Genomic DNA, 23462 nt, shown 5'->3' with positions numbered 1-23462 from the left:
GACGTCAACCTAACCGGCCCCGGGGACAAAGGGCATCAGGCCAGGCGGGTGAGCCAGCCGCGGGTGTCCGGGGTGCGGCCGTACTGGAGGTCGAGGAGAGTGCTGCGGATCTTCGTGGTGACCGGGCCGACGCCGTGGTCGACGGAGTGGTCGCCGATGGTGAGGTCGCCGTCGGGCCAGGCGACGCGGCCGATCGGGGTGATGACGGCGGCAGTACCGGAGGCGAAGACCTCGGTGATCTCGCCGGAGCGGACGCCGTCCTTCCACTCGTCGGCGGAGATGCGGCGCTCCTCGACCGGGTGGCCGAGGTCGGCGGCGAGCTCGAGCACGGACGCGCGGGTCACGCCTTCGAGGATCGAGCCGTTCAGCTCGGGCGTCGCGATCCGGCCGTCGGCGTACACGAAGAACATGTTCATGCTGCCGATCTCCTCGAGCCACTTGTGCTCGACGGCATCGACGAACGCGACCTGCTCGCAGCCGTTCGCGACCGCCTCGGCCAGGCCGGCGAGGCTGGACGCGTAGTTGCCGCCGCACTTGGCTGCACCGGTCCCGCCTGGCGTTGCCCGGATGGTCGACGTCGTCAGCCAGATGGACACCGGCTTCGGGCCGGTGTTGAAGTAGGGGCCGGCGGGGGAGGCGATGACGCCGAACAGCACCTCGTGGGCGGGCCGGACGCTCAGTACAGCCTCGGTGGCGATCATGTACGGCCGCAGGTACAGGCTGGTCTCGCCGTCCTCGGCTGACGGGACCCACGCCTCGTCAACGGTCACCAGCGCGCGCAGGGCTGCGATGAACTCGTCCTCCGGCACCTGCGGGAGCGCGAGCCGCTCCGCACTGGCAGTGAACCGAGCGGCGTTCCGGTCCGGCCGGAAGGCCCACACCGAGCCGTCCGCGTGCCGGTACGCCTTCAGACCTTCGAAGATCTCCTGTGAGTAGTGGAAGACAGCAGCCGCCGGGCTGAGTGACAGCGGCGCGTACGCCGTGACCTTCGAGTCGTGCCAGCCGCGGTCCACCGACCAGTTCGCAACGACCATGTGGTCTGTGAACGACTGTCCGAACGCCGGATCCGCAAGTACGGCCGCCCTGGCCTCCGCACTGGCCGGATCGCTGCGCAGCTCGACCGCGAAGTCCCACGCGTCTGTCACTACCGTTGCCCGCTGTTCACCTGTCACTCGCCGCACGCTACCCCTGCTCTCACCTCCAGCTCGACCCGCCGCCCACACTCCGGCCACTCCGGTACGCCGACCGCGCCAGCAGCTGCCGTAGCTCAGCTGCACCGGGCTCTGCCTGTACGACGTGCAGCACCCGGTCGGCGGCGTCGTACACCAAGGAGTCGTGCCACTCGTCCGGCAGTTCGACCAGGACCCGGAGTGCCGTGGCCAGGCCCGCTGTGACCTCTCCCGCGACTACCAGGCATTCGGCCAGGCACAGGTCGAGTCGTGCGCGCTCGCCGAGCCAGCTCTCCGGGCAGAGCTCCCGGGCGCGCTCCAGCAAGACGCAGCCGGCCATGCCGTACCCGAGCAGGGTGCAGACTCGTCCTTCGGCCCAGTGCAACAGGTACGGGCGAGCCTGTTGGGTGGCGCGCAGGAGTTCGTCGCCGACACCGATCAGCTCCTGCAAGGCAAGGTGCGCCTCCTGAGTGCGTCCGAGCTCGGCCAGGACGAGTGCCTGCGCTGTCCGCGGCTCGCTGCCGGCCGCGCCCGGCGCCTGCCGGTCCAGTGCGACCGACTCGTCCGCGAGCTGCAGCAGCTCTGCCAACGGACGCCGCTCAGCCAGACCGGTGATTGCTTCCCTGGCCCGCACCAGCGCCGGCAGTGGGCCCTCGCCTGCGCTGTCCGCGGCCGCACGTGCGACCCACCACCAACGCCTTGCAGTGCTTCGCTCACCCAGCCTGGCAAGGGTCTCGGCGATCAGCATGCTCAGCTCGGCTGCCTCCACTCCGTCAGCGCCGTGCAGCTGCCTTGTCAGCTCCGGTAGCAGCGAGGCCGGTGGAACACTGCGGAAGTCGTCGGGCACCGGTCCGCCGGCATCGAGCGTCGCGACCAGCCCTCGCCACGCTGTCTCCAACGGGCTGGCCTCCAACGGGTCGGCCTCCGGCCGGAGCTGACCGGCGCGGGCGGGCCTTCGCTCGAAGGTGGCAGTCAGTCGGCCGTCAGTGCCGAGCTCCCGGTCGCAGAGCCGGGCCAAGTCCGCAGAGCCGGGCCGCTGCCCGCGCTCCACCTGCGACAGATAGCTGTGGTCGTACCCGACGCGTGCTGCGAGTTGGCGCAGGCTCAGCCCGACCGCCTGCCTGCACTGCCGCAGCAACGGACCAAACGATGTCCCAATCGATGTCTCGGTCACAGGACCACCCCGTTCGCGCTTCGAGCTCATGTGGTGCGTGCCGGCCAAGCTACAAGCCCTCGCCGACAAAAACCGTGGAAAACAAGGGCATGTGGGCTGTGGGCTGTTCCCACAGCCCACAGCCAACACCTGTTGTGCGCACTGCGTTCTGGGCGACCCTGAGCAGGTGAACACGCTGAAGCGACAGGCTCGCCTCTTCCGTCTGGTCCGGCCCATCGCCGCCCCTGGTTCCCGGATGCTCGCGGAAGGCGCGGAGTGGTCCGATGGTGCCGTCGCGCTCAGGTGGCTCGGCCGCTGGTCGAGCACCTCGACCTGGGACGGCATCGAGTCACTGCTGGCGGTTCACGCCGCCGACGGCGACACCCGGCTGCACTGGCTCGACCCGCCGCCTGTCCAGCCGGCCGCACCACCTCCCGAGCCGCAGGAGAAGACGGTCTGGCTGCCGTCACCGGCTCTCGACGGCCTCTGCTCCCGCTGCGGCCGCCCGTGGCCCTGCCTCGACTGCGGTCCTTAGTGGTGGCCGCGGTGGGTGAGACATCGCAGCTGGGACGGCGGGCCGGTTCCCGACAGCGTCGGATACCCGCCGTCGCAACGCATTGACGTGGATTTATGGAACCTCTCTACTAAATACATCGTCGAGGAGGTTTCATGCGTGCACGATGGCTTGCGGTGGTGGTCGGGGTTCTGCTGGTCGGCGTCACGGTTCCGGCGCAGGCGGCGAACATCCTGAGCAATCCCGGCTTCGAGACGGGGTCGTTGAGTGGGTGGAACTGCTCGGGTGGATCGGTTGTCAGTACGCCGGTGCGCACCGGCGGCTACGCCCTCAACGGGGCAGTCACAAGCTCGGATTACGCCCAGTGCAGCCAGACAGTGTCGGTGCAGCCCAACACGGCGTACACGCTGTCGGGCTGGGTGCGCGGGTCCTATGTCTATCTGGGTGTCGCGGGCGGCGTCTCCACCTGGACGCCGTCCGCGACGAGCTTCACCGAGCTGTCCGTGACCTTCACGACCGGCGCGAGTCAGACATCCGCCCAGATCTACGTGCACGGCTGGTACGGCCAACCGGCGTACCAGGCCGACGACTTCACCCTGGACGGCCCAGGCGGTACGCCGGGTGCTCCGAGCGCGCCTGGTACGCCGACGGTCACCAGCACGACAACCTCATCCATCGCGTTGAGCTGGCCGGCCTCCACGGACACGGTCACCGGATACCGCGTGTACGAAGGCGCGAGCGTCGTACAAACGGTCACTGGTACGACGGCAACGGCGAGCGGTCTCGCTACGTGCAGCAGTCACTCCTACTCGGTGGCGGCGTACAACAGCGCCGGTGAGTCGGCCAAGTCGGCGGCCGTGGCCGGGAGGACAGCAGGCTGCACAAGCACCGGTCTGGTGAAGCATGCGCTCATCGGCTATCTGCATGCGAGTTTCGCGAACGGATCCGGGTACGTGCGGATGGGTGATGTGCCGGATCAGTGGGACATCATCAACCTGGCGTTCGGTGAGCCCACAAGCGTTACTTCGGGGGACATCAGGTTCAACCGGTGTCCGGCGAGTGAGTGTCCGAACGTCGAGAGTGATGCGGATTTCGCAGCAGCCGTCGAGGCCAAGCAGGCTGCGGGTAAGAAGGTGCTGATCTCGATCGGCGGCGCGAACGGCCAGGTGCAGCTGACCACCACAGCGGCCCGGGACGCGTTCGTCAGCTCGGTGAGCGCGATCATCGACCGCTACGGCCTGGACGGGCTCGACATCGACTTCGAAGGGCACTCGCTCTATCTCAACGCTGGCGACACCGACTTCCGCAACCCGACCACCCCCGTGATCGTCAACCTCATCTCGGCGCTGAAGACCCTGAAGGCGAAGTACGGCGCGAACTTCGTGCTGTCGATGGCGCCGGAGACGTTCTTCGTGCAGGTCGGCTACCAGTTCTACGGCGGCTCCAGCGGCGGCGACAACCGGACCGGTTCGTACCTGCCGGTCATCCACGCCCTGCGGGACTCGCTGACCGTGCTGCACGTCCAGGACTACAACTCCGGTCCGGTGATGGGGCTGGACAACCAGTACCACACCATGGGCGGCGCGGATTTCCACATCGCGATGACCGACATGGTGAAGGCCGGCTTCCCGGTGGCCAACACCGGTCAGACGTTTCCGGGACTGCGCGACGACCAGATCGGTTTCGGGCTCCCGGCAGCGGTCAGCGCAGGCAACGGCTACACCGCCCCGGCAGCCGTGCACGAAGCGCTCGACTGCTTGGTGAAGGGCCAGAACTGCGGCGGCTACAGCCTCCGCGGCGGTACTTCGCCGGGCTTCCGCGGGCTGATGACGTGGTCGATCAACTGGGACCACTACTACAACTGGGAGTTCCAGAACAGCCACGCGCCGTACCTCGACGCCCTCCCGTAGGCCGCCCCTCTCGTCCGGTTCGCGATCAGCCCCTCGCGAACCGGACGAGGGCCTGTGGATTACCGATCCCGCTTTGTGGGTCCGCGCTGGTATGAAGGAGGCATGACAGCGTCAACGACCCGCTCGGTGATCCTCACCGTCGACGACGATCCGGGCGTTTCCCGGTCGATCGCCCGTGACCTCCGCCGTCGGTACGGCGAGGAGAACCGCATCGTCCGGGCGGAGAACCCGGTGCAGGCGCTCGACGCACTGAAGGAGCTGAAGCTCCGGGGCGAACCGGTCGCGCTGCTGCTCGCCGACTACCGGATGCCGCAGATGTCCGGGATCGAGTTCCTCGAGGCCGCGATGGACCTGTTCCCGCTGGCCCGCCGGGTGCTGCTGACGGCGTACGCCGACACCGATGCCGCGATCCAGGCGATCAACGTGGTCGACCTCGACCACTACCTGCTGAAGCCGTGGAACCCGCCGGAGGAGAAGCTGTATCCGGTGGTCGACGCGATGCTCGACCTGTGGCGCTCGACCCCCGAGCCGTCCGGCGACGAGACCCGGGTGATCGGTCACCGCTGGTCGGCGCCGTCGTTCGCGGCCCGCGACTTCCTCGCCCGCAACGCCGTGCCGTACCGCTGGCTGAACGTCGACGACGACGAGGCCAAGCGGCTCCTCGACGCCGCCGACGTGGACGGTACGACGCTGCCGGTCGTGATCACGCCCGACGCCACGGTGATGATCGCGCCGTCCGAGGCCGAACTGGCGCAGAAGGTCGGCCTGTCGACGGCGCCGGCGAAGGACTTCTACGACCTGGTCGTGGTCGGCGGTGGCCCGGCCGGGCTCGGTGCGGCGGTGTACGGCGCCAGCGAGGGCCTGCGGACCGTGCTGGTCGAGCAGGTGGCGACCGGTGGACAGGCCGGGCAATCGAGTCGCATCGAGAACTACCTGGGCTTCCCGGACGGAGTGTCGGGCGCACAGCTGACGGACCGGGCGCGGCGGCAGGCGGTCCGGTTCGGGGCCGAGTTGCTGACGACCCGGCAGGTCGTGGGGCTCGAGACGCTGGGGAACGCGCGCCAGCTGCGGTTCGCCGACGGAAGCGAGATCTCGGCGCACTCGGTGATCCTGGCGACCGGCGTCTCGTACCGGACGCTCCAGGCACCCGGTGTCGACGACCTGTGCGGCCGTGGCATCTACTACGGATCGGCCACCACCGAGGGTCCGGCGTGCGCCGGCGCCGAGGTCTACATCATCGGCGGGGCGAACTCGGCCGGTCAGGCGGCGGTCTATTTCTCGAGGCATGCGAAACGCGTGCATATGCTGGTCAGAGGACCATCGCTCACCGCGACGATGTCGTCGTACCTCATCGACCAGATCGACGGGATCGACAACATCGAGGTGCACACCTGCACGCAGGTCGTTTCCTGTATGGGCTCGGAGCACCTGGAACATCTCACCCTGCTGAACAGCGAGACCGGGGAGAAGCGTGAGGTGAACACGGAATGGATGTTCGTGTTCATCGGCGCGGCCCCGCGGACGGACTGGATGCCCGGTGACCTGCTCCGCGACGACCGAGGCTTCGTGCTCACCGGACCCGACCTGCACGGCAGACCGCCGGGCTGGCCGCTGGAGCGGGAGCCGTACCACCTGGAGACGAGCATGCCGGGCGTGTTCGCCGCGGGCGACGTACGGGCCGAGTCGGTGAAGCGGGTCGCCTCCGCGGTCGGCGACGGAGCGATGGCCGTGACACTGGTGCACCGATACCTGGAGATGCTCTGATGACTGACCAAGACGTGGAGCCGCGGCGGCTGACTCCCGACGAGCTGCGCACGCTGTTCCTCTTCGAGAGCCTCAACGAGGAGCAGCTGCAATGGCTCTCCGGGGTGGGGTACGTCGAGTCCGTGCACGACGGGATCGTCTTCAACGAGGGCGACGAGGCGACCTGCTGCTACGTCCTGCTCACGGGTGAGATCCGGCTCTGCAAGCTGTCGCACGGCGAGCTCGTGGAGATCAACCGGACCAACCAGCGCGGCGTGTACTCCGGTGCGTTCAACGCGTTCTTCGGCGCCAACGATCACAAGTCCTACACCGCGACGATGCAGGTGACCGGGCCGTCGGAGTTCTTCGTGATCAGCGCCGAGACGATGGCGACGATGATGAACACCTGGTTCCCGATGGCGGTGCACCTGATCGAAGGCTTCGTGATGGGCATGCGGCGGACCAACGAGACGCTCGGCGAGCGCGAGCGGTTGCTTGCCCTCGGCTCCTTGTCCGCGGGTCTGACCCACGAGTTGAACAACCCGGCCGCCGCCGCGGTCCGGGCGGCGGCGACCCTGCGGCAGCGGGTATCCGGGATGCGGTCGAAGCTGGCGATGCTCGCCGACGGCACCCTCGACGCGACCAAGCTGCACCAGATCGTCGCGCTGCAGGACGACGCGGTCGAGCGGCTGGAGAAGAACAAGGACAAGGACATCCCGCCGATGGAGTTGTCCGACCGCGAGGACACGCTGACGGACTGGCTCGACGACCACGACGTCCGGGCGAGCTGGGATATCGCGCCGGTGCTCGCCGCCGCGGGCCTGGACGTGCCGTGGATGGAGAACGTGCTGGAGGCGGTCGGCCCGACGTACCTCGAGGGCGCGGTGCGCTGGTTGATGTACACCATCGACACCGAGTCGCTGATGAACGAGATCGACGACTCCGTGACCCGGATCTCGACCCTCGTCGGCGCCGCCAAGCAGTACTCGCAGATCGACCGGGCGCCGTACCAGACCGTCGACCTGCGGGAGCTGCTGAAGTCGACGCTGGTGATGATGTCGGGGAAGCTGCAGGGGTACGAGATCGTGAAGGACTTCGATCCCGAGCTGCCCGCGATCCCGGCGTACGCCGCGGAGCTGAACCAGGTGTGGACGAACATCATCGACAACGCGGTGAGCGCGATGGGCGGATCCGGGACGCTGACGATCCGCACCCGCCGGGACGGCGCCTACGCGGTCGTCGAGATCGGTGACACCGGACCGGGCATCCCCGACGAGATCCGGCGCCGCATCTTCGAGCCGTTCTTCACCACCAAGCCGATCGGCGAAGGCACCGGCCTCGGCCTCGACATCTCCTGGCGCATCGTGGTGAAGAAGCACCACGGCGACCTGCGCGTCGAGTCCGAGCCGGGCCGCACCGTCTTCAAGATCGTCCTGCCCCTGGACCCGGAACGCGAACTCGAATCGGACCCGGCTCTGCTTGCTTAAGGCAACCAGTCGACGATGGCGGTGACGACTGCCGGGTCCAGATGTCCGGGGACCTGGTAGTCGGCCATCGTCGACGGGCCGTCGCCGGCGATGAACACGTGATTGTCGGCGTCGAGCACCGTGATCGTCGCGTCCGGGAGGCCGGCGCGCCACGCCGGAAGGTCGTCGGCGACGGTGACCTGATAATCGCGACCGCCTTGCAGGACAAGGATCGGTACGTCGAGTTTCGCGGCCGTCACGACCGGGTCGTACGCGCGCTGATCCAGCCAGAACGACGCCGGTGCTCCGAACGGCAGGTCGGTCGCCGGGGTGTCCGGCGACACGTTGTCGGCCACGGCCGCTTGCCGCTCGAACAGTGCCACGGTCTCAAGTGGGACCGCCTCGGGATTCGTCTGCGCCAGGTAGCGCACGACGCGGACCGCTGCATGCTGCATGGGCTCGGTGTCGCCGGCCATGATCACGACCCCGGCGACGAGCGGTTCCTCGGCGGCGATCTTCGGCGCGATCTTGCCGCCCATGCTGTGGCCGACGAGGACGACCTGGTCGACGTGCTCGGCGAGCAGTCGTACGGCGGCGATCCCGTGCGGGACGTACTCCGCGGTCATCGTGTAGCCCGGCTCGGCCATCGCGTCGGGCCTGTTCGCGGTGACCTTGTCGAAGCGCAGGACCGCGACGCCCTGCGTTGCCAGGCCCCATGCGAGATCCTTGAGTGGCTTGTTCGGTCCACTGGTCTCGTCGCGATCGAACGGACCGCCACCGGTCAGCAGGACCGCACCTCGGCCGGTCGGTCGCGCGGGCAGCGTCAACGTGCCCGGGACGGTTCGGCCATCCGCGTCGAGGGTGATGTCGTGCTCGGTGAAGCCGACCGGATCGGCGTACGGCGGGGGAGTCCAGGTCATCGGCGTACCTTTCTCATGATTTGAGAAAGGTAGCACGGCGTGAGATTGTTGCGCCATGGGTCCGTTGGAGCTGCTGGGGCATCCGGTGCGGTTGCGGATCGTGCATGCGCTGCGCGGTGGGCGGTCGCTGACGACGGCTGAGCTCGGGGAGCGGATCGCGGACGTCTCCAAGGCGACGCTGTACCGGCACGTCGAGCTGCTCGCCGAGGGCGGCATCCTCGAGGTCGCGGAGGAACGGCGCGTGCGAGGCGCCGTCGAGCGACACTTCCGGTTGCGGGTCGCTTCTGCGTCGATCACGCCGGAGCAGCTCGAGCAGCTGACGGTCGAGGACCACCGGCGCGGGTTCGCCGCGGCGATGGCGGCGCTGGTCGCGGAGTTCAACGCGTACGTCGAACGCGACGGAGCCGATCCGATCGCGGACCTCGTCGGCTACCGCCAACACGGCATCTGGCTAACCGAAGCCGAACTGCACCAACTGATCGAGGGCCTACGAGCCGCAATCCTCCCTGCCCTGTCGAACGAGGCCAGCCCAGGCCGCTCCCGCTACCTCCTCAGCCCAATCCTCTTCCCCACAAACGACGACGCCTGACCTCCACCCGAGCCACTTTGTGCACGGGATCCGTGCCGGCGGGCGCTGAATGTACGGATCTGGTGCACAAAGTCGGACAGCGTGGGCGCAGCCAGGTGGGGGTCGTGGGGTGCGAGGTGGCTATTGCTTGACGCATTCCGATATGGGCATATGATTGCGGGCATGGCACGAGCAGCGACGACGTCGGACGTTTTCAACGCGATCGCGGAGCCGCAGCGCCGGGAGATCCTGGTGCTGCTGCGGGCGGGTGAGCGGCCGGTGACCGAGTTGGCTCAGGAGTTGGGGATGACGCAGCCGGGGGCGTCCAAGCATCTTCGGGTGCTTCGGGAGGTCGGGTTGGTGCGGGATCGGAAGGCAGGTAAGCAGCGGCTGTACGGGCTTGACGCCCGGGGGCTGCGACCGGTCCACGAGTGGAGCGGCGGGTTCGAGCGGTTCTGGAACGAGAGCTTCGACCGGCTGGACGCGTACGTGCAGGACCTGAAGCAGACACGGCTGGAGGAGTAGCTGATGGCAGGGGCTAGACAAGAAGCACCGGCGACGGCTGAGCGGGAGATTGTCATCTCTCGGGTCATCGACGCCCCGCGGGACTTGGTGTTCGAGGCGTTCACCGAGGTGCGGCATCTGTCGCAGTGGTGGGGGCCGGACGGGTTCACCACGACCACGCGGGAGTTCGAGTTCCGGGTCGACGGGGTGTGGGACTTCGTGATGCACGGGCCGGACGGGACGGACTACGCGGAGTGGATCACCTGGACCGAGATCGCCGTACCGGAGCGGATCGCGTTGCTGCACGGTGAGTCCCGCGATGACCCCAACATGTTCGAGTCCGTGCTGACGTTCGCGCCTGATGGTGCGGCGACCCGGATCGAGATGCGCACGGTGTTCCAGACCAAGGAACTGCGCGACGAGGCGGTCGAGAAGTACGGCGCGATCGAGGGCGGCCGGCAGACCCTGGGCAACCTGGCTGCCTACGTCAACTCTCGGTTGGGAGGGCAGGGCTGATGGCCGGGAAGGTGTACTTCGGTGTGTCCATGTCGCTGGACGGGTTCATCGCGCCCGACTCGCCCAAGGAGTTGATGGGGAAGCAGTGGATGGAACTGCAGCGGTGGGTCTTTCCGCTGCGGTTCTTCCGGGAGAACCTGAAGCTCGGCAAGGGCGGCGAGGAGGGGCGCGACAACGACATCGCGCGGGAGACGTACGAGCGCACCGGTGTGAGCGTGATGGGTAAGCGCATGTTCGACGCCGGCGAGCGGATGTGGCCGGAGGAGGCGCCGTTCCACACGCCGGTTTTCGTTGTGACGCACGAGAAGCGTGACCCTTGGGAGCGGCCGGGCGGGACCACGTTCCACTTCGTCAACGACGGGATCGAGGCCGCGCTCGAGCTGGCCCGCGAGGCCGCGGGCGACCGCGACGTACGCATCGCTGGTGGTGGCGAGACGATCCTCGAGTACCTGAACGCCGGCCTGATCGACGAGTTCTCGATCGCCCTTTCGCCCGTGCTCTTCGGCTCCGGAATCCGCCTGTTCGACGGCGTCGACGCGAGTCGCATAGCCCTGGAGCAGATCCGCGCGGAGCACTCCCCGAAGGTGACCCACCTGACCTACTCGGTCCGACAACGCTAGGCGATGGCGGGTCAGCGGAGGGCGGTGCCTTGGGTGTGGGTTAGGAGGGTCAGGTCTTGGCGGGTGGGGAGGGATTCCCAGTCGCCGTACGCCGTTACGCAGAAGGCGCCTGAGGTGCTGGCTCGGGTGAGGCGCGCGTCTGGGGTGAGGTTGTCGAGGGTGGCGGAGAGGTAGCCGGAGACGAACGCGTCGCCGGCGCCGATGCTGTCGACGACCGTGACGGGGAGCGCCGGGTGGTGGATGGTGTGCACCTCAGGCGATGGGGCGTCGACGGATCCTTTGGTGTGGGACCACGCGCCCTTCCCGCCGGCAGTCACGACGACGGTGTCGACGGTCCTCAGCAGGTCGGCGACCGAGTCTTCGGCGTCGGTGAGAAGGTCGAGTTCGTCGTCGGACGCGAAGACGGTGTGGACGTGGGGGAGAAGTTCGCGCAGCGCGGTGGCCGCCTCGGCGCGGCTCCAGAGGCGGGCGCGGTAGTTCACGTCGAGTGAGACCTGGGTGCCTGCTGCGAACGCCGTGCGTACGGCGGCCAACGTCGCGGCGCGTGCTGTGTCGGAGAGCGCCGGGGTGATGCCGGTGACGTGGAGCAGCGTCGGTGTTGTGGCGGTGACAGCAGCCGTGGTCTCGTCCGGCGTGAGGGTGGAAGCCGCCGAGCCGCGGCGGTGGTAGCTCACGCGGGTGATGTCGTGCGACGGCTGGTCGAACGCGATGAACCCGGTGAACGCATCGTCGGAGAACCGGATCCGGGTGCCGACGTTCTCGGCGCGGAGAGTGCGCTCGATCAGCCGACCCGGTTCGTCGTTGCCCACGGCACTCAGCCAGGTGACGTCGTGCCCGAGCCGCGCGACACCGATCGCCACGTTGCTCTCGGAGCCGGCGATCGAGAGATGCGCGTCCCCGCCGAGCCGCATCGGGTGCGCGGTCCGCACCGAAACCATCGTCTCGCCCAGCGTCAGCAGATCCGTCATGTCAGTACTCCATTCACTACTCCGAGAGTCACTACTCCGAGGACGAGGCCGACCCATCCGATCGCCCTCTCACCTGAGCCATCGTCCCGCCCCCGCCGAGCCCTCATTTGCCTGGTCCACCCACCAAATGCGGGGTTCCTGACCGTGATGGAGGGTCCGGAACCCCCGATTCGATTGGTTGGCCAGCCAAATTGGTGGGTGGGCCAGGCAAATTCGGTGGAGCGGGCCCGGGTGCGGGTGCCGGGCGAGGTTGTCGTTAGATGTTGAGGGCTGTGCGGAAGGTGCCGGCGCGGATTGCTAGTTCGGACAGGGAGCCGCCGGTGCCGGCGTCGCCGAGGAGGGGGGAGCTGACGCCGACCGCGAGAGCGCCGGCGGCGAGGTACTTCGGGGCGGATACCGCGTCGATGCCGCCGACCGCGATGAGCGGTACGTCGGGGAGGGGTGCTCGGAGATCGGAGAGGTAGCCGGGGCCGTGGACCTTGGCGGGGAAGATCTTGACGGCGGTGGCGCCGAGTTCCATGGCGGCGACCACCTCGGTGGGCGTGAGGGCGCCGCACAGCAGCGGCAGGCCGAGCTCGACCGAGCGGTGGGCGCCGCGGGTGATCGCGGGGGTGACGGCGAAGTCGGCGTTCGCGGCGGCCACCTCGTCGGCCTGAAGAGCGGTGACGACGGTGCCGGCGCCGATCAGGATGTCCGGGTCGTACTGCGCGCGCGCCTTGGCGATCGCCTCGACGCCGCCGGGCGTGGTGAGCGAGACCTCGAGCGCCGTGATGCCGGCTTCGACGAGGGTCTGGACGCAGGCGAAGGCGGTGTCCGCCCCGTCGGCGCGGATGATCGCGAGCAGTTTCCGGCTCCGGAGTTCGGCAAGCAGATCCATAATCCCCAACCTATGCGATCGACGAAGACATAGGACGTCCCATGAGCCCTGGCGTGGACGCCGAATGTGTGAGTAAATTTCGAAGTAAGCAACCGCCCCGTTGTTTACTTTCAGGAGGCATCCGCTCATGCCTAAGCTCAAAGCCCTGCTCACAGCGCTCGCTCTTGCAGCGCTCACCATCCCGGTTCCGGCGGCCCAAGCTGCCGTCACTACAACCGTGCTGTTCGACAAAGGGGATGCCGGATTCGGCTGCTATCGGATCCCCGCGATCGTGAAGACCAAGGCCGGCACGCTGCTCGCGTTCGCCGAGGCCCGCCGCGCGTGGTGCGCGGACTCCCAGGAGATCGACCTCGTGATGCGCCGCTCCGAGGACGACGGCCGCACCTGGTCGGCGACCCAGACGGTTCTCTCCGGCACCGACACTGACCCGAACGCGGTCGCCACCCGCGGCAACCCGGCTCCGATCGTCGACTACGAGACCGGACGGATCGTGCTGCTGAGCACGATGGACCCCGGTACGACGAGCCGCCCGCGGACGCCGTACGTCCAGTTCAGTGATGACGACGGGAAGACGTGGAGCAAGGCGAAGAACATCGGCGACCAGATCGACGACCCTGCCTGGGGCTGGTACGCGACCGGGCCTGTGCACGGCATCCAGCTCACCCGCGGCGCCCACGCCGGCCGCCTGGTCGCGGGCACCAACTACGACAACGGCGCCGGCAAGAACGCGGGTCAGCTCGTCTACAGCGACGACCACGGCGAGACGTGGCACAAGGGCGCGACCGACCTCCGCTCGGACGCCACCCCGCAGGAGATCAGCGTCGTCGAGAAGGTCGACGGCGGTGTGTACGCCGGTGCGCGCAACAACGCCGGTACGTCGGGCGCGAGCCGGATGGCCGCGGTCAGTAACGACGGCGGTCAAACGTTTTCCGCGCCGTTCGCGACTGTCGCCGGACTGACAACGCCCGTCGTCCAAGGTTCGCTGCAACGACTGCGAGCGGTGGATCAAGGCGACAAGTACAACCGCCTTCTGTTCGCGGCGCCGGCGGATCCCGATCGGCGCAGGTACATGACGATCCGGTCGAGCTTCGACGAGGGCAAGACCTGGCAGACTGTGGCTGAGGGCACCAGGATCACCAGCGACTGGTCGGGCTACTCCGACCTGGCGATCCTCGACACCGGCGAGATCGGCCTGCTGTACGAAGGCGGAACGGCCGACGCCCGCGACCAGATCCGCTTCGCCCGCTTCACCGAGAACGACATCGGTCACCCCGACGCACCGCTCGGCACTACGACTCCCGATGTCTCCGGCCTGCACAACGACAGCTACCTGCGCGGCGGCACCACGGCCGTCGCCGGCAAGTTCGGCCAGGCGCGAGATCTCGACGGCGTAGATGACGCGATCCAGCTCCCGTTCGCCGAATCGCTCGCGGTCGGCGCGGATGACTTCACCGCGATGGCGTGGATCAAGTACGGCGCCAGCTCGACGCCGCAGGCCATCTTCTGGGGCTACAACATCAACGAGTTCTCGCAGTTCTGGCTCCGCGCCGAGCCCGCAGACAGTCGCATCCGCGGCCTGATCACCACCGGCGGAAACACGGCAGCCGTCCAGACGACGAAGGCCTACAACGACAACGCCTGGCACCACGTCGCCCTGCAACGCAAGGCCGGCACCCTCTCGATCTGGGTCGACGGTACTCAGGCTGCGAGTGTCACGGCCCCAGCCGGATCGGTCAGCCCCGGCCGTCCCTTCAAGATGTACGTCGGGCAACGCCTCGACGGCGCGCACCACTTCGACGGCTCGATGGATGAGGTCCGCATCTACAAACGTGCCCTGACCGCGACCGAACTCAACAGCATCCGCACCGCGAACAGCACGTCGGTGCCCAACGCCGTACTCGATCTGCCGCTCGGCTGACATCACACTGGCCTGGCGGACAGCGTCAACCGCCAGGTCAGTTCGCCGCTCTCCGGCACTACCGCGGCGTCGCCCGGACCGGCGGTCGCCAGGTCGAACACGCGGCCCAGCATCGGCTCGACCCCGAGACTCCGGTACGGCGCATCGTCCGGGAAGCCGCCCTGGTTACGCCACAGCGCGGTGGAGACTGGTTGCCCCGGGCAACTCAGCGTCATGGTCAGTTCCGCGCCGCGATCGCGGACCGAGACCGTCGGGCAGTCCACCAGAACCGCGCCGGCAGCAGTCCCGTTCGTCGGGCCGAAGGTTCCGAGTTCGAGAGGCGTCGGCCAGATAGCGGTGACCCAGGGGCTGTCGTCCGGCCAGGCCCACGGCAACCACGGAGCGGCCTCGGGATACAGGCGGCACTCGGTCCCGGGTTGGACGGAGATGGTTGCGCCGGACACGCAGTCGAGCAGCGCGTGGGCGGCCCAGATGAAGCGGTAGCCGGCGGGAGCCTCGAGGTGGTAGTCGACACTGGCGGCGTCCGCGCCGGTGGTGAACACCCGCGTCAGAATCGCGTCGTCGTACGCGACGGTCGCGTCCCACGCCTGATTCCACAGGCCGCCGTGGTCAGGGAGCCCGCGCACGGTGGGGAAGCATTCGTCGACGCCGCCCGCGTCGATGAAGGTGGCGAGACCGATGCGCGGACCGGTGATCAGGCCGGGTCCGGCCCAGAGCCATTCGCGGCCACCGAGCTGCAGGGAGGTCCAGCGGCCGCCGTCAGCTGGATCGATGGTCACCATTCGGCGAACGAGCCGTCTTCGTGGGTCCACACCGGATTGCGCCAGGCGTGGCCGGTGCGGTCCGCGGCGCGGACGGCCTCCTCGTCGACCGTGATTCCCAAGCCGGGCAGGGGATTCCACTCCGCGTGACCGTTGACCCAGGTGAACGGCGCGGGATCCACGACGTACGACGTGAGGTCGCTCGTCACGTTGTAGTGGATGCCGCGGCTCTGCTCCTGGATCAGGAAGTTCGGCGTCGCGAACGACACCTGCAACGAAGCCGCCAACGAGATCGGCCCGAGAGGACAATGCGGCGCGAGCATTGCGCCATGCGCATCCGCGAGTACGGCGATGCGTCGTAGCTCGGAGATCCCGCCGGCGTGCGAGACGTCGGGCTGCACGACTGCGACGCCCGCGTTCAACGGGGCCATGAAGTCGGACCGGTGGTACAGCCGCTCGCCGAGAGCAACCGGCACCGTCGACGTCGTGACCACCTCGGCCAGGTGTGCCATCTGCTCGGGCAGCACCGGCTCCTCGACGAACATCGGCTGCAGGTCCTCGACGGCGTGCAGGATCCGCCGCGCCGCGGCCACGCCAACCCGTCCGTGCAGGTCGATGGCGACGTCCCGGGAATCCCCGAGGACCGCACGGGCGGCAGCGAGCCGGTTGACGATGTCGTTGACCTCGGCAACGGACGGGGAGGCCTGGATCTGCCCGCTGGCGTTCATTTTCACGGCCGTCATCCCGCCCGCGACCTGCTCCGCGACGGAGTCACCGATCGCGGACGGTTCGTCCCCGCCGACCCACGCGTAGACGCGGACCCGATCCCGGACCCGCCCGCCGAGGAGTGCGGCGACGGGAGCGCCGTACACCTTGCCGGCGATGTCCCACAGCGCATGGTCGAGTCCGGCGACCGCGCTGCTGAGCACCGGCCCGCCGCGGTAGAACCCGCCCTTCGTCAACACTTGCCAGTGCCGCTCGATCTGCAGCGGATCCTGGCCGATCAGGTACTCCGACAGTACGTCGATCGCGGCCCGGACAACCTCGGCGCGCCCTTCGACGACCGGCTCGCCCCACCCGACGACACCGTCGCTCGTCTCGATGCGGCAGAACAGCCAGCGCGGCGGAACCAGGAACGTCTCGATCCTCTCGATCTTCACCGGCGCCGCCGCCGGGTCGATCCGCGGACCTCGGTGAGGTCCTCGGCCGCCTTCGCGAGCAGTTCCCGCATCGCGAGCTCGGCGCCCTCGGGGTCGTGCGCGCGGACCGCGTCCACGACCAGTCGGTGGCTCGGGATCGGATCGTCCGACGGCTTCACCGTGTGCACCAGCCGGTCGCGGTCGGCGAGCCCGGTCTCCATGATCACTTCCATCTTGGTCAGCAGTTCGTTGCCCGTTGCCGCGAGCAGCGCACGATGGAACGCGAGGTCCGCGGCCGCCGCCGCGACGTTGTCACCAGCGGATTCCATCGCTGCGAGCGCCTCGTCGAGTGCCACGAGGTCCGCGTCGTCGGATCGCAGAGCGGCCAACCGGGCGGCGGCCGGCTCGACGATCCCGCGGACCTCGTGCAGCTCCTCGAGCAGCTCGGGCCGGGCGTCGGCGTCGCTGAAGTGCCAGCGGATCATGTCCGCGTCGAGCAGGTTCCAGTCCGAGCGCGGCCGGACGAACGTGCCGCGTTTCTGCCGCGCGTCGACCAGACCTTTCGCGGTCAGCACCTTCAAGGCCTCGCGTACGGCGGTCAGGCTGACGCCGAGGTCGGCCTGCAGGTCGGTGACGTTGATGGTCGCGCCCTCCGCGATCTGTCCCGACAGGATGCGCTGTGCCATCACCTCCACGATCTGCCCGTGCAATCCACGCGACACCCCGCGCTGAATCCCCGTCACACCGCTCTCCCTCACGCCGAGTCCTTCGTTGCGGACCATCCGCCGTCGACCACCAGGCTGGTTGCGGTGACGAACGACGCCTCGTGCGACAGCAGGAACGCCACCGCCTGTGCCACCTCGTCCGGCTGCCCGAGCCGCTTGAGTGCCGTCGCCTGGGCGCTCCGCGCGCGTCCCTCGGCGTCGACCCGGTCCCACATCGCCGTCACGACCGGGCCCGGGAGCACAGTGTTCACCCGGATCGACTCGCCGTACTCGACCGCGAGTTGGCGTCCGAGTGCGACGAGCGCGCCCTTCGTCGCGGCGTACGCCGGATGTCCGGGCAGGCCGGTGAGCGCGTGGACCGACGACACCAGTACGACGGAGCCGGCGCCCGCGACGAGGTCGTCGTACAAGGCACGGAAACCGAGGAACGCGGCGGTCAGGTTGACGTCGAGTTGCCGTTGCCAGGACGACGGCGTCAGCTCGTGGGCCGGCTTCACGTCGACGACGACCGCGTTGCTGACCAAGCCGTCGATCGGGCCGAGCTCGTCGCGGCCGCGGGACCGGACCTCCGCCCAGGTGTCCTGCGACGACACGTCGCCGACGACGCTGATCGCCCTGCCGGGCATGTCCTTGCAGGGATGTACGTCGACCTGCACGACCTGCGCGCCCTCGGTCAGCGCCCGTTCGGCGCAGGCCGCACCGATCCCCGACGCAGCCCCGGTCACCACGATCACCCGTCCAGCCAGCCGCACCCGCGCCTCCTTCGATCTGCTCCTACCCAAGCACGGAGGCAGGCCGCTTCCAACGATGAACCAGTTGACCGTGCGGGACAGTGCCCGGTCAAGCGATTTGCTCGTAATTTACGAATTAATATTGACACCCTGGATCGCTCGCCGCAAGATCGTCCGCAACACACCACTCACTCGACTGGCACGCCGGTCGAGCAGATCTCAGGAGTTCAGGCATGACGGGTCTGGCAGCAGATCGGCGGACGTTCCTCAAGGGCCTCGGAGTACTCGGGGCGGCGACCCTGGTGCCCGGGTGCGCGACCTCGACCAAGAGTCCGGGCAGCGGCAGCGCGGCCACTGGTGAGCTCTCGCTGCAGTCGAACCTCTCCAGCGAGCAGGCCAAGGGCGCGATGGAGAAACTCGTTGCCGCGTACAACAAGACCGGCGGATCCCAGGTCAAGCTGAACACGGTCGCGTCGGAGATCTTCCGGACCCAGCTCCCGACGTACCTGACCTCGGCGAACCCGCCGGACGTCTACACCTGGTACGCCGGCTCGGTCGCGGACTCGTACGCGAAGAAGGACCTGCTGCTCGACGTGTCGAGCGTCTGGGACTCGATGGGCAACTACTCGAAGGCGATGCAGACGCTGTCCACGAGCAGCGCCGGGCAGAAGATCTTCGTGCCGACCAGCTACTACTGGTGGGGCATGTTCTACCGGAAGTCGAACTTCGCCAAGTGGGGCGTGACACCGCCGAAGACCTGGTCCGAGTTCGTCGCCGTGTGCAAGACCATTCAGGGCAAGGGGATTCCGCCGATCGGGATCGGGCTCGGCGACACCCCGTGGGTCGCATCGGCGTGGTTCGACTACCTGAACATCCGGATCAACGGCGCGCCGTTCCACCGGGAGTTGCTGGCCGGCCAAGGGAACTTCACCGACCCGAAGGTGAAGGCGGTCTTCACCAAGTGGCGTGAGGTGCTGCCGTACTTCGATCCGAAGGGGAAGTCGTTCCCGTTCCAGGAGGCGACGTCGGCGCTGCTCGCGGGCAAGACCGGGATGTTCCTGATCGGGACGTTCTTCGCGGACTCGGCGCCGAAGGACGCGCTGGACGACATCGACTTCTTCCAGTTCCCGATCATCGATCCGGCCGTACCGGTGGCCGAGGAGGCGCCGACGGACGGGTACTTCGCGTCGAAGAAGGCGCAGGATCCGGACGGGGTGAAGAAGTTCCTCACCTGGCTGGCGACGCCGGAAGCGCAGAACATCTATGTGCAAAGCTCCTCCGGCACGGCGATTCCGGCGAACCCGGAAGGCAAGTCGGCCGATACGGCGCTGGTGAAGAAGGGCAAGGCGATGATCGAAGGCGCCGCCGAGCTCACCCAGTTCTTCAACCGCGACTCGAGCGACGCCCTCCAGCCGACCGCCGACGCCGCCCTCACCAAGTTCCTCGACAAGCCCGACCAGATCGACAAGATCCTGGCCGACTGGCAGGCAGCCGCCGAGAAAGTCTTCAAGGCGTGACCGCTACAGCTGTGGAACCGCGGAGCGCGGCCGGCCGTGACCCGGCGGCCGGACCGCGCCGGACGAAGCGGAACGGACCGAGGCGCGTCTCTCCTCTGATTCTCGCGTTTGTGTTGGTGCCGTTTGTTGTTGAGGGTGTTTGGGTGTTTTGGCCTGCTTTGCAGGGGTTCTGGTTGGCGTTGACCAGTTGGGACGGGTTGTCGGCGCCTCGGTTCGTGGGGTTCGGGAACTTCTCCGACATGGTGTCCGACCCGATCTTTCGGACTGCGTTGAAGAACACCGCGATCTGGCTGGTGTTGTTCGGTGGGCTGAGTGTGATCGGCGGGTTCGGGATGGCGCTCCTGTTGCAGCGGGAGCGTCGCGGGGTCGGGATCTACCGGGCGGCACTGTTCACCCCGGTCGTGTTCTCGCTCGTCGTCACGGCGCTGATCTGGCGGGTGTTCTACCAGCCGGATGGACTTGTCGACACTGTGTTCCGAACCGTTGGCCTGGGCAACTTCATCCGACCGTGGCTAGCCGACCCGGACACCGCGCTGTACGCCGTGATCGTGCCGGCCCTGTGGCGCCAGATCGGGTACGTGATGGTGCTGTACCTGGCCGGCCTGAAAGCGGTCGATCCCGCGCTCTACGAGGCCGCGAAGGTCGACGGCGCCTCCGCCTGGCAACGCACGCGGTACGTCACGATCCCGCAGCTCAAGGGCGTCAACTCCGTCGTACTGTCGGTGATCGTCATCGACTCGCTGCGATCCTTCGACATCGTCTGGTCGATGACCAAGGGCGGGCCGTACCACTCGTCCGAGCTGCTCAGCACGTACATGTACTCGACCGCGTTCCAGTCCACGCAGCTCGGCTATGCGTCAGCGATCGCCGTGGTGATCTTCCTGCTCGCCCTGGCCGTGATCCTGGGCTATCTGATCCGCGCTTTCCGGGAGGAATCATGATCCGGCGGGTGGGTTACCACGTCGCGATGAGCGTCGTCTCGTTCCTGTGGGTGGCACCGATCCTGTGGGTGATCGTGATCTCGTTCCGCAGCTTCGACGACGTCGCCGCGAACGGGCTCGGATCGCTGCCGCATTCGTTCACGTTCTCGACGTACAAGTCGGCGTGGGAGGACGCGGACGAGTTCCGGGCGCTGATCAACAGCCTGCTGGTGACGATCCCGGCCGTGCTCCTCAGTCTCGGGCTCGCGTCGGTCGCGGCGTACGGGCTCGCGCGGTACTCGATCCCGTTCCGTCGCACGATCCTGTTGCTGATGTTGATGGGGAACCTGTTGCCGCCGCAGATCCTGCTGATCCCGATCTCCCGGTTCGTGGAGCTGATCGGGTACTACGACACGCTGATCGCACTGATCGCAGTCCATGTCGGGTTCGGCCTCGGGTTCTACACCTTTGTGCTGCACGGGTTCATGCGCGATCTGCCGCGGGAGATCCAGGAGGCGGCGACGATCGACGGTGCCGGGCCGGGGAAGATCTACTCGGCCGTCATCCTGCCGCTGACCCGCCCGGCGCTAGCAGCGCTAGGGGCGCTGTCGTTCACGTGGATCTTCAACGATCTGCTGTGGTCGATCACGGTGATCCGCTCGGGCGAGAAGATGCCGGTCACGCCGGCGCTGCTGGGTCTGCAAGGCCTGTTCGTGTCGTCGTGGAACGTGATCGCGGCCGGCACGGTGATCGCCGCGGTGCCGACGGTCGCGGTGTTCCTCCGATTCCAGAAACACTTCGTCGGCGGGCTGGCGATCGGGGCGGTCAAGTGAGGACCTGGACCCTGCGCGGTACGACGACCTCGTACGTCATCGGCGTACCGGATCACGGTCAGTGGGCGCAGTTGGTTGCCTGGGGCCCGCAGGATGGTCTGGCGCCGGTTGCTGTTGTGGGCACGGAACACTTCGTTCCGCGCGCCGACGTGGAGCCGTTGGAGTACTCCGTTCGCGGCGTCCGCTACACCGCACCCGTCGACCTCGTTGTCTCTAGCGCGTCGGGAGCGGATGAGTTCCGGCCGGTGTTCGTCGAAGCGCGTGAGGGTGACGGGCTGGAGCTCGAGTTCGCGGACGTTGTCCGGATCGTTCTGCATTACCGGATGGTCGGGGATGCAGTGGAGCGGTGGGTGTCGCTTCGGAACGACGGACCTGATGAGGTCGTGCTGCATCGGCATGAATCGGCTGGGTTCGTCGTACCGGGTGGAAACACCGTCAAGTACCTGTGGGGTGAGTGGAACAGCGAGTTCCAGCAGGCTTCGGTCACCCTGCCCCGCGGGCGGTTCACGATCGGGAGTGCGCAGGGGATCACCGGGCACTCGTACTCGCCGTACCTCGTCGTCGACGGCGAGGTGGCGTACGGCGTACAGCTTGCGTGGTCGGGGTCGTGGGACATGTCGGCGGACGTGGACACGACCGGCCTGGTGCGGATCCAGGCGGGCCGGACGTCGTCGAGTCTCGGCATCACCCTGAAGCCCGGGGAGACGTGGGTGTCGCCTAAGGCCGTTGGTACCTGTAGCGCTGAGGGTCCGGACGGACTCGCGAGGGTGTTCCACGAGTACGAGCGGGCTGCGTCGAGAAAACGTGTTCCGAAGGTGTTGTACAACTCCTGGTTCGCGACCGAGTTCGACCTCCGCGCCGACCATCAGCTCGAACTGGCGCGGCGCGCGGCGGGGATCGGCGTCGAGACGTTCGTCGTGGACGACGGCTGGTTCGTCGGGCGGTCGGACGATACCGGCGGGCTGGGGGACTGGGAGGTCGATCCGGCCAAGTTCCCGGGCGGGCTGGACGCGTTCATCGGTCACCTGAAGGACATCGGGCTCGACTTCGGCCTGTGGGTCGAGCCGGAGTCGGTCAGCCCGTCGTCACAGTTGGCGGCCGAGCACCCCGAGTGGATTCTGCGTACGCCGGGGCGCGATCCGATCCTGATCCGCAATCAGCTCCTGCTCGATCTGAGCCGGGACGACGTAGCGGACTTCATCTGGACCACGCTGGATCGGCTGCTGTCGACGTACGACATCACCTACCTGAAGTGGGACGCCAATCGGCCGCGGTTGGACAGTGGCGACCAACGCCGGGACCTCGACGGTCGAGTGGTTGCCAACCTCTACACGATTCTCGAGAAGCTCAGAGCTCAGCACCCGAAGGTCTCCGTCGAAGGCTGTGCGGGTGGCGGGGCCCGCGTCGATCTGGCGATGGCCTCACGGGTCGACACGTTGTGGCCGAGTGACAACACGGCTCCGCTGGATCGGCTCAGGATTCAGGAAGGGTTCCGGACCGGGTTCGCGCCGCATCTGATGAGCTCCTGGGTCACCGACGCCGAGGGCACGCACGATGGTCGCGAGCGTTCGCTCGACTTCCGGTTCCATGTCGCGATGGCCGGCGTACTCGGGATCGGTGCGGATCTCTCGCGCTGGACCGACGATCGACTGAAGACGGCAGCACGCCACATCGAGCAGTACAAGGGCTTTCGGGAGTTGATTGCCGAGAGCAAGGTCTACGGACTGACGGGCGGCGTGCAGTACGTTGGCGCGACGCGGTCCGTGGTGTTCCTGTGGGAGACCGGCGACGGCAACGTGCGCGGCACGCTGCCGACCCGGCCGCGGCGGGTGCCGCTGGCCGGGCTCGATCCGGCGAAGAACTACCGGGTGGGCAACGAGACCTACCCGGGCAGCTATCTGCTGCAGGTCGGGGTCGTGTTCGACGACTCCGCCGACTCGCACTGCCTGGTCGTCGAGCATCTCGACTGACCGTTCCGCTCAACGGCAGC

At 67.8% G+C, this 23462-nt stretch carries 22 protein-coding genes; 13 read left to right on the top strand and 9 right to left on the bottom strand.

From position 1 onward, the window contains the following. Window positions 1–35: 35 nt before the first annotated feature. On the bottom strand, window positions 36–1181 hold the full coding sequence (locus OHB24_RS01260) for a branched-chain amino acid aminotransferase (RefSeq protein ID WP_327637044.1): 1146 nt from the start codon (window positions 1179–1181) through the stop codon (window positions 36–38). A 13-nt stretch (window positions 1182–1194) separates the two neighbouring features. Beyond that, window positions 1195–2343, bottom strand: a complete 1149-nt coding sequence (locus OHB24_RS01255) for a helix-turn-helix transcriptional regulator (RefSeq protein ID WP_327637043.1) — start codon at window positions 2341–2343, stop codon at window positions 1195–1197. 166 nt (window positions 2344–2509) lie between these two features. Between OHB24_RS01255 and OHB24_RS01250 the strand changes: the two genes are divergently transcribed. The 4 genes from OHB24_RS01250 to OHB24_RS01235 all read left to right on the top strand — a co-directional run bounded on the left by OHB24_RS01250 (window position 2510) and on the right by OHB24_RS01235 (window position 7976). Beyond that, complete coding sequence (locus OHB24_RS01250; RefSeq protein ID WP_327637042.1) at window positions 2510–2857, top strand: hypothetical protein; 348 nt, start codon at window positions 2510–2512, stop codon at window positions 2855–2857. Between the two features lie 134 nt (window positions 2858–2991). Beyond that, on the top strand, window positions 2992–4746 hold the full coding sequence (locus tag OHB24_RS01245) for a chitinase (protein ID WP_327637041.1): 1755 nt from the start codon (window positions 2992–2994) through the stop codon (window positions 4744–4746). 102 nt (window positions 4747–4848) lie between these two features. Next, window positions 4849–6510: an FAD-dependent oxidoreductase gene (locus OHB24_RS01240; RefSeq protein ID WP_327637040.1), complete on the top strand. Its 1662-nt coding sequence runs from the start codon at window positions 4849–4851 to the stop codon at window positions 6508–6510. Beyond that, the gene (locus OHB24_RS01235; protein WP_327637039.1) at window positions 6510–7976 is read left to right on the top strand and encodes an ATP-binding protein; all 1467 of its coding nucleotides are present in this window, start codon (window positions 6510–6512) and stop codon (window positions 7974–7976) included. Before OHB24_RS01240 ends, OHB24_RS01235 begins: the two co-directional genes overlap by 1 nt. Here OHB24_RS01235 and OHB24_RS01230 read toward each other — a convergent pair. Continuing rightward, a complete protein-coding gene (locus OHB24_RS01230; protein ID WP_327637038.1) occupies window positions 7973–8875 on the bottom strand; it encodes an alpha/beta hydrolase family protein in 903 nt (300 codons plus the stop codon). The two genes, OHB24_RS01235 and OHB24_RS01230, sit on opposite strands and share 4 nt — an antisense overlap. Window positions 8876–8930: 55 nt before the next feature. On the opposite strand from OHB24_RS01230, the gene OHB24_RS01225 reads away from it, so the two are divergent. The 4 genes from OHB24_RS01225 (at window position 8931) to OHB24_RS01210 (ending at window position 11083) form a co-directional block, all read left to right on the top strand. Beyond that, window positions 8931–9464: a helix-turn-helix domain-containing protein gene (locus OHB24_RS01225; protein ID WP_327637037.1), complete on the top strand. Its 534-nt coding sequence runs from the start codon at window positions 8931–8933 to the stop codon at window positions 9462–9464. Window positions 9465–9626: 162 nt separating this feature from the next. Then, window positions 9627–9968 (top strand): ArsR/SmtB family transcription factor, encoded by a 342-nt coding sequence (locus OHB24_RS01220; RefSeq protein ID WP_327637036.1) that lies wholly within the window; start codon window positions 9627–9629, stop codon window positions 9966–9968. A gap of 3 nt (window positions 9969–9971) precedes the next feature. After that, window positions 9972–10463 (top strand): SRPBCC family protein, encoded by a 492-nt coding sequence (locus tag OHB24_RS01215; protein WP_327637035.1) that lies wholly within the window; start codon window positions 9972–9974, stop codon window positions 10461–10463. Beyond that, the gene (locus OHB24_RS01210) at window positions 10463–11083 is read left to right on the top strand and encodes a dihydrofolate reductase family protein (RefSeq protein WP_327637034.1); all 621 of its coding nucleotides are present in this window, start codon (window positions 10463–10465) and stop codon (window positions 11081–11083) included. The genes OHB24_RS01215 and OHB24_RS01210 overlap by 1 nt, the downstream gene beginning before the upstream one ends. 11 nt (window positions 11084–11094) lie before the next feature. Here the strand turns inward: OHB24_RS01210 and OHB24_RS01205 are convergent, their stop codons facing one another. Both OHB24_RS01205 and OHB24_RS01200 read right to left on the bottom strand, forming a co-directional pair. Next, entirely contained in the window at window positions 11095–12051 is a 957-nt protein-coding gene (locus tag OHB24_RS01205; protein WP_327637033.1) for a sugar kinase, read from the bottom strand. Between the two features lie 256 nt (window positions 12052–12307). Beyond that, window positions 12308–12928, bottom strand: coding sequence for a bifunctional 4-hydroxy-2-oxoglutarate aldolase/2-dehydro-3-deoxy-phosphogluconate aldolase (locus tag OHB24_RS01200; protein ID WP_327637032.1), 621 nt, complete (start codon window positions 12926–12928; stop codon window positions 12308–12310). Between the two features lie 127 nt (window positions 12929–13055). On the opposite strand from OHB24_RS01200, the gene OHB24_RS01195 reads away from it, so the two are divergent. Continuing rightward, the gene (locus OHB24_RS01195) at window positions 13056–14846 is read left to right on the top strand and encodes a sialidase family protein (protein ID WP_327637031.1); all 1791 of its coding nucleotides are present in this window, start codon (window positions 13056–13058) and stop codon (window positions 14844–14846) included. Window positions 14847–14848: 2 nt separating this feature from the next. On the opposite strand, the gene OHB24_RS01190 is transcribed toward OHB24_RS01195, so the two are convergent. Genes OHB24_RS01190 through OHB24_RS01175 form a run of 4 tightly spaced genes read right to left on the bottom strand, consistent with a single transcriptional unit; the run spans window position 14849 to window position 18223 of the window. Next, window positions 14849–15628 (bottom strand): hypothetical protein, encoded by a 780-nt coding sequence (locus tag OHB24_RS01190; RefSeq protein ID WP_327637030.1) that lies wholly within the window; start codon window positions 15626–15628, stop codon window positions 14849–14851. Next, the gene (dgoD, locus tag OHB24_RS01185; RefSeq protein ID WP_327637029.1) at window positions 15622–16767 is read right to left on the bottom strand and encodes a galactonate dehydratase; all 1146 of its coding nucleotides are present in this window, start codon (window positions 16765–16767) and stop codon (window positions 15622–15624) included. The genes OHB24_RS01190 and dgoD overlap by 7 nt, the downstream gene beginning before the upstream one ends. Then, complete coding sequence (locus OHB24_RS01180; RefSeq protein ID WP_327637028.1) at window positions 16764–17489, bottom strand: FadR/GntR family transcriptional regulator; 726 nt, start codon at window positions 17487–17489, stop codon at window positions 16764–16766. Before OHB24_RS01180 ends, dgoD begins: the two co-directional genes overlap by 4 nt. 11 nt (window positions 17490–17500) lie before the next feature. Beyond that, entirely contained in the window at window positions 17501–18223 is a 723-nt protein-coding gene (locus tag OHB24_RS01175) for an SDR family NAD(P)-dependent oxidoreductase (protein ID WP_327637027.1), read from the bottom strand. 212 nt (window positions 18224–18435) lie between these two features. On the opposite strand from OHB24_RS01175, the gene OHB24_RS01170 reads away from it, so the two are divergent. From OHB24_RS01170 to OHB24_RS01155, 4 genes are all read left to right on the top strand, one after another. Beyond that, a complete protein-coding gene (locus tag OHB24_RS01170) occupies window positions 18436–19719 on the top strand; it encodes an ABC transporter substrate-binding protein (protein ID WP_327637026.1) in 1284 nt (427 codons plus the stop codon). Between the two features lie 143 nt (window positions 19720–19862). Then, on the top strand, window positions 19863–20660 hold the full coding sequence (locus OHB24_RS01165; protein ID WP_327637025.1) for a carbohydrate ABC transporter permease: 798 nt from the start codon (window positions 19863–19865) through the stop codon (window positions 20658–20660). After that, a complete protein-coding gene (locus OHB24_RS01160; RefSeq protein ID WP_327637024.1) occupies window positions 20657–21472 on the top strand; it encodes a carbohydrate ABC transporter permease in 816 nt (271 codons plus the stop codon). Before OHB24_RS01165 ends, OHB24_RS01160 begins: the two co-directional genes overlap by 4 nt. Continuing rightward, the gene (locus OHB24_RS01155) at window positions 21469–23442 is read left to right on the top strand and encodes an alpha-galactosidase (protein ID WP_327637023.1); all 1974 of its coding nucleotides are present in this window, start codon (window positions 21469–21471) and stop codon (window positions 23440–23442) included. Before OHB24_RS01160 ends, OHB24_RS01155 begins: the two co-directional genes overlap by 4 nt. Window positions 23443–23462: the final 20 nt, after the last annotated feature.

Source organism: Kribbella sp. NBC_00482 (assembly GCF_036013725.1).
In the GTDB taxonomy this organism is placed as follows: domain Bacteria; phylum Actinomycetota; class Actinomycetes; order Propionibacteriales; family Kribbellaceae; genus Kribbella.
Note: the sequence above shows the minus strand (reverse complement) of the source record. Positions and strands in the feature narration are given on the sequence as shown.

Excerpts from the sequence above, each read along its gene's own strand:
- OHB24_RS01245 (WP_327637041.1), top strand. The coding sequence starts at position 2,992 with ATGCGTGCACGATGGCTTGCGGTGGTGGTCGGGGTTCTGCTGGTCGGC.
- OHB24_RS01240 (WP_327637040.1), top strand. The coding sequence starts at position 4,849 with ATGACAGCGTCAACGACCCGCTCGGTGATCCTCACCGTCGACGACGAT.
- OHB24_RS01235 (WP_327637039.1), top strand. The coding sequence starts at position 6,510 with ATGACTGACCAAGACGTGGAGCCGCGGCGGCTGACTCCCGACGAGCTG.
- OHB24_RS01230 (WP_327637038.1), bottom strand. The coding sequence starts at position 8,875 with ATGACCTGGACTCCCCCGCCGTACGCCGATCCGGTCGGCTTCACCGAG.
- OHB24_RS01225 (WP_327637037.1), top strand. The coding sequence starts at position 8,931 with ATGGGTCCGTTGGAGCTGCTGGGGCATCCGGTGCGGTTGCGGATCGTG.
- OHB24_RS01220 (WP_327637036.1), top strand. The coding sequence starts at position 9,627 with ATGGCACGAGCAGCGACGACGTCGGACGTTTTCAACGCGATCGCGGAG.
- OHB24_RS01215 (WP_327637035.1), top strand. The coding sequence starts at position 9,972 with ATGGCAGGGGCTAGACAAGAAGCACCGGCGACGGCTGAGCGGGAGATT.
- OHB24_RS01210 (WP_327637034.1), top strand. The coding sequence starts at position 10,463 with ATGGCCGGGAAGGTGTACTTCGGTGTGTCCATGTCGCTGGACGGGTTC.
- OHB24_RS01205 (WP_327637033.1), bottom strand. The coding sequence starts at position 12,051 with ATGACGGATCTGCTGACGCTGGGCGAGACGATGGTTTCGGTGCGGACC.
- OHB24_RS01200 (WP_327637032.1), bottom strand. The coding sequence starts at position 12,928 with ATGGATCTGCTTGCCGAACTCCGGAGCCGGAAACTGCTCGCGATCATC.
- OHB24_RS01195 (WP_327637031.1), top strand. The coding sequence starts at position 13,056 with ATGCCTAAGCTCAAAGCCCTGCTCACAGCGCTCGCTCTTGCAGCGCTC.
- OHB24_RS01190 (WP_327637030.1), bottom strand. The coding sequence starts at position 15,628 with ATGGTGACCATCGATCCAGCTGACGGCGGCCGCTGGACCTCCCTGCAG.
- OHB24_RS01170 (WP_327637026.1), top strand. The coding sequence starts at position 18,436 with ATGACGGGTCTGGCAGCAGATCGGCGGACGTTCCTCAAGGGCCTCGGA.
- OHB24_RS01160 (WP_327637024.1), top strand. The coding sequence starts at position 20,657 with ATGATCCGGCGGGTGGGTTACCACGTCGCGATGAGCGTCGTCTCGTTC.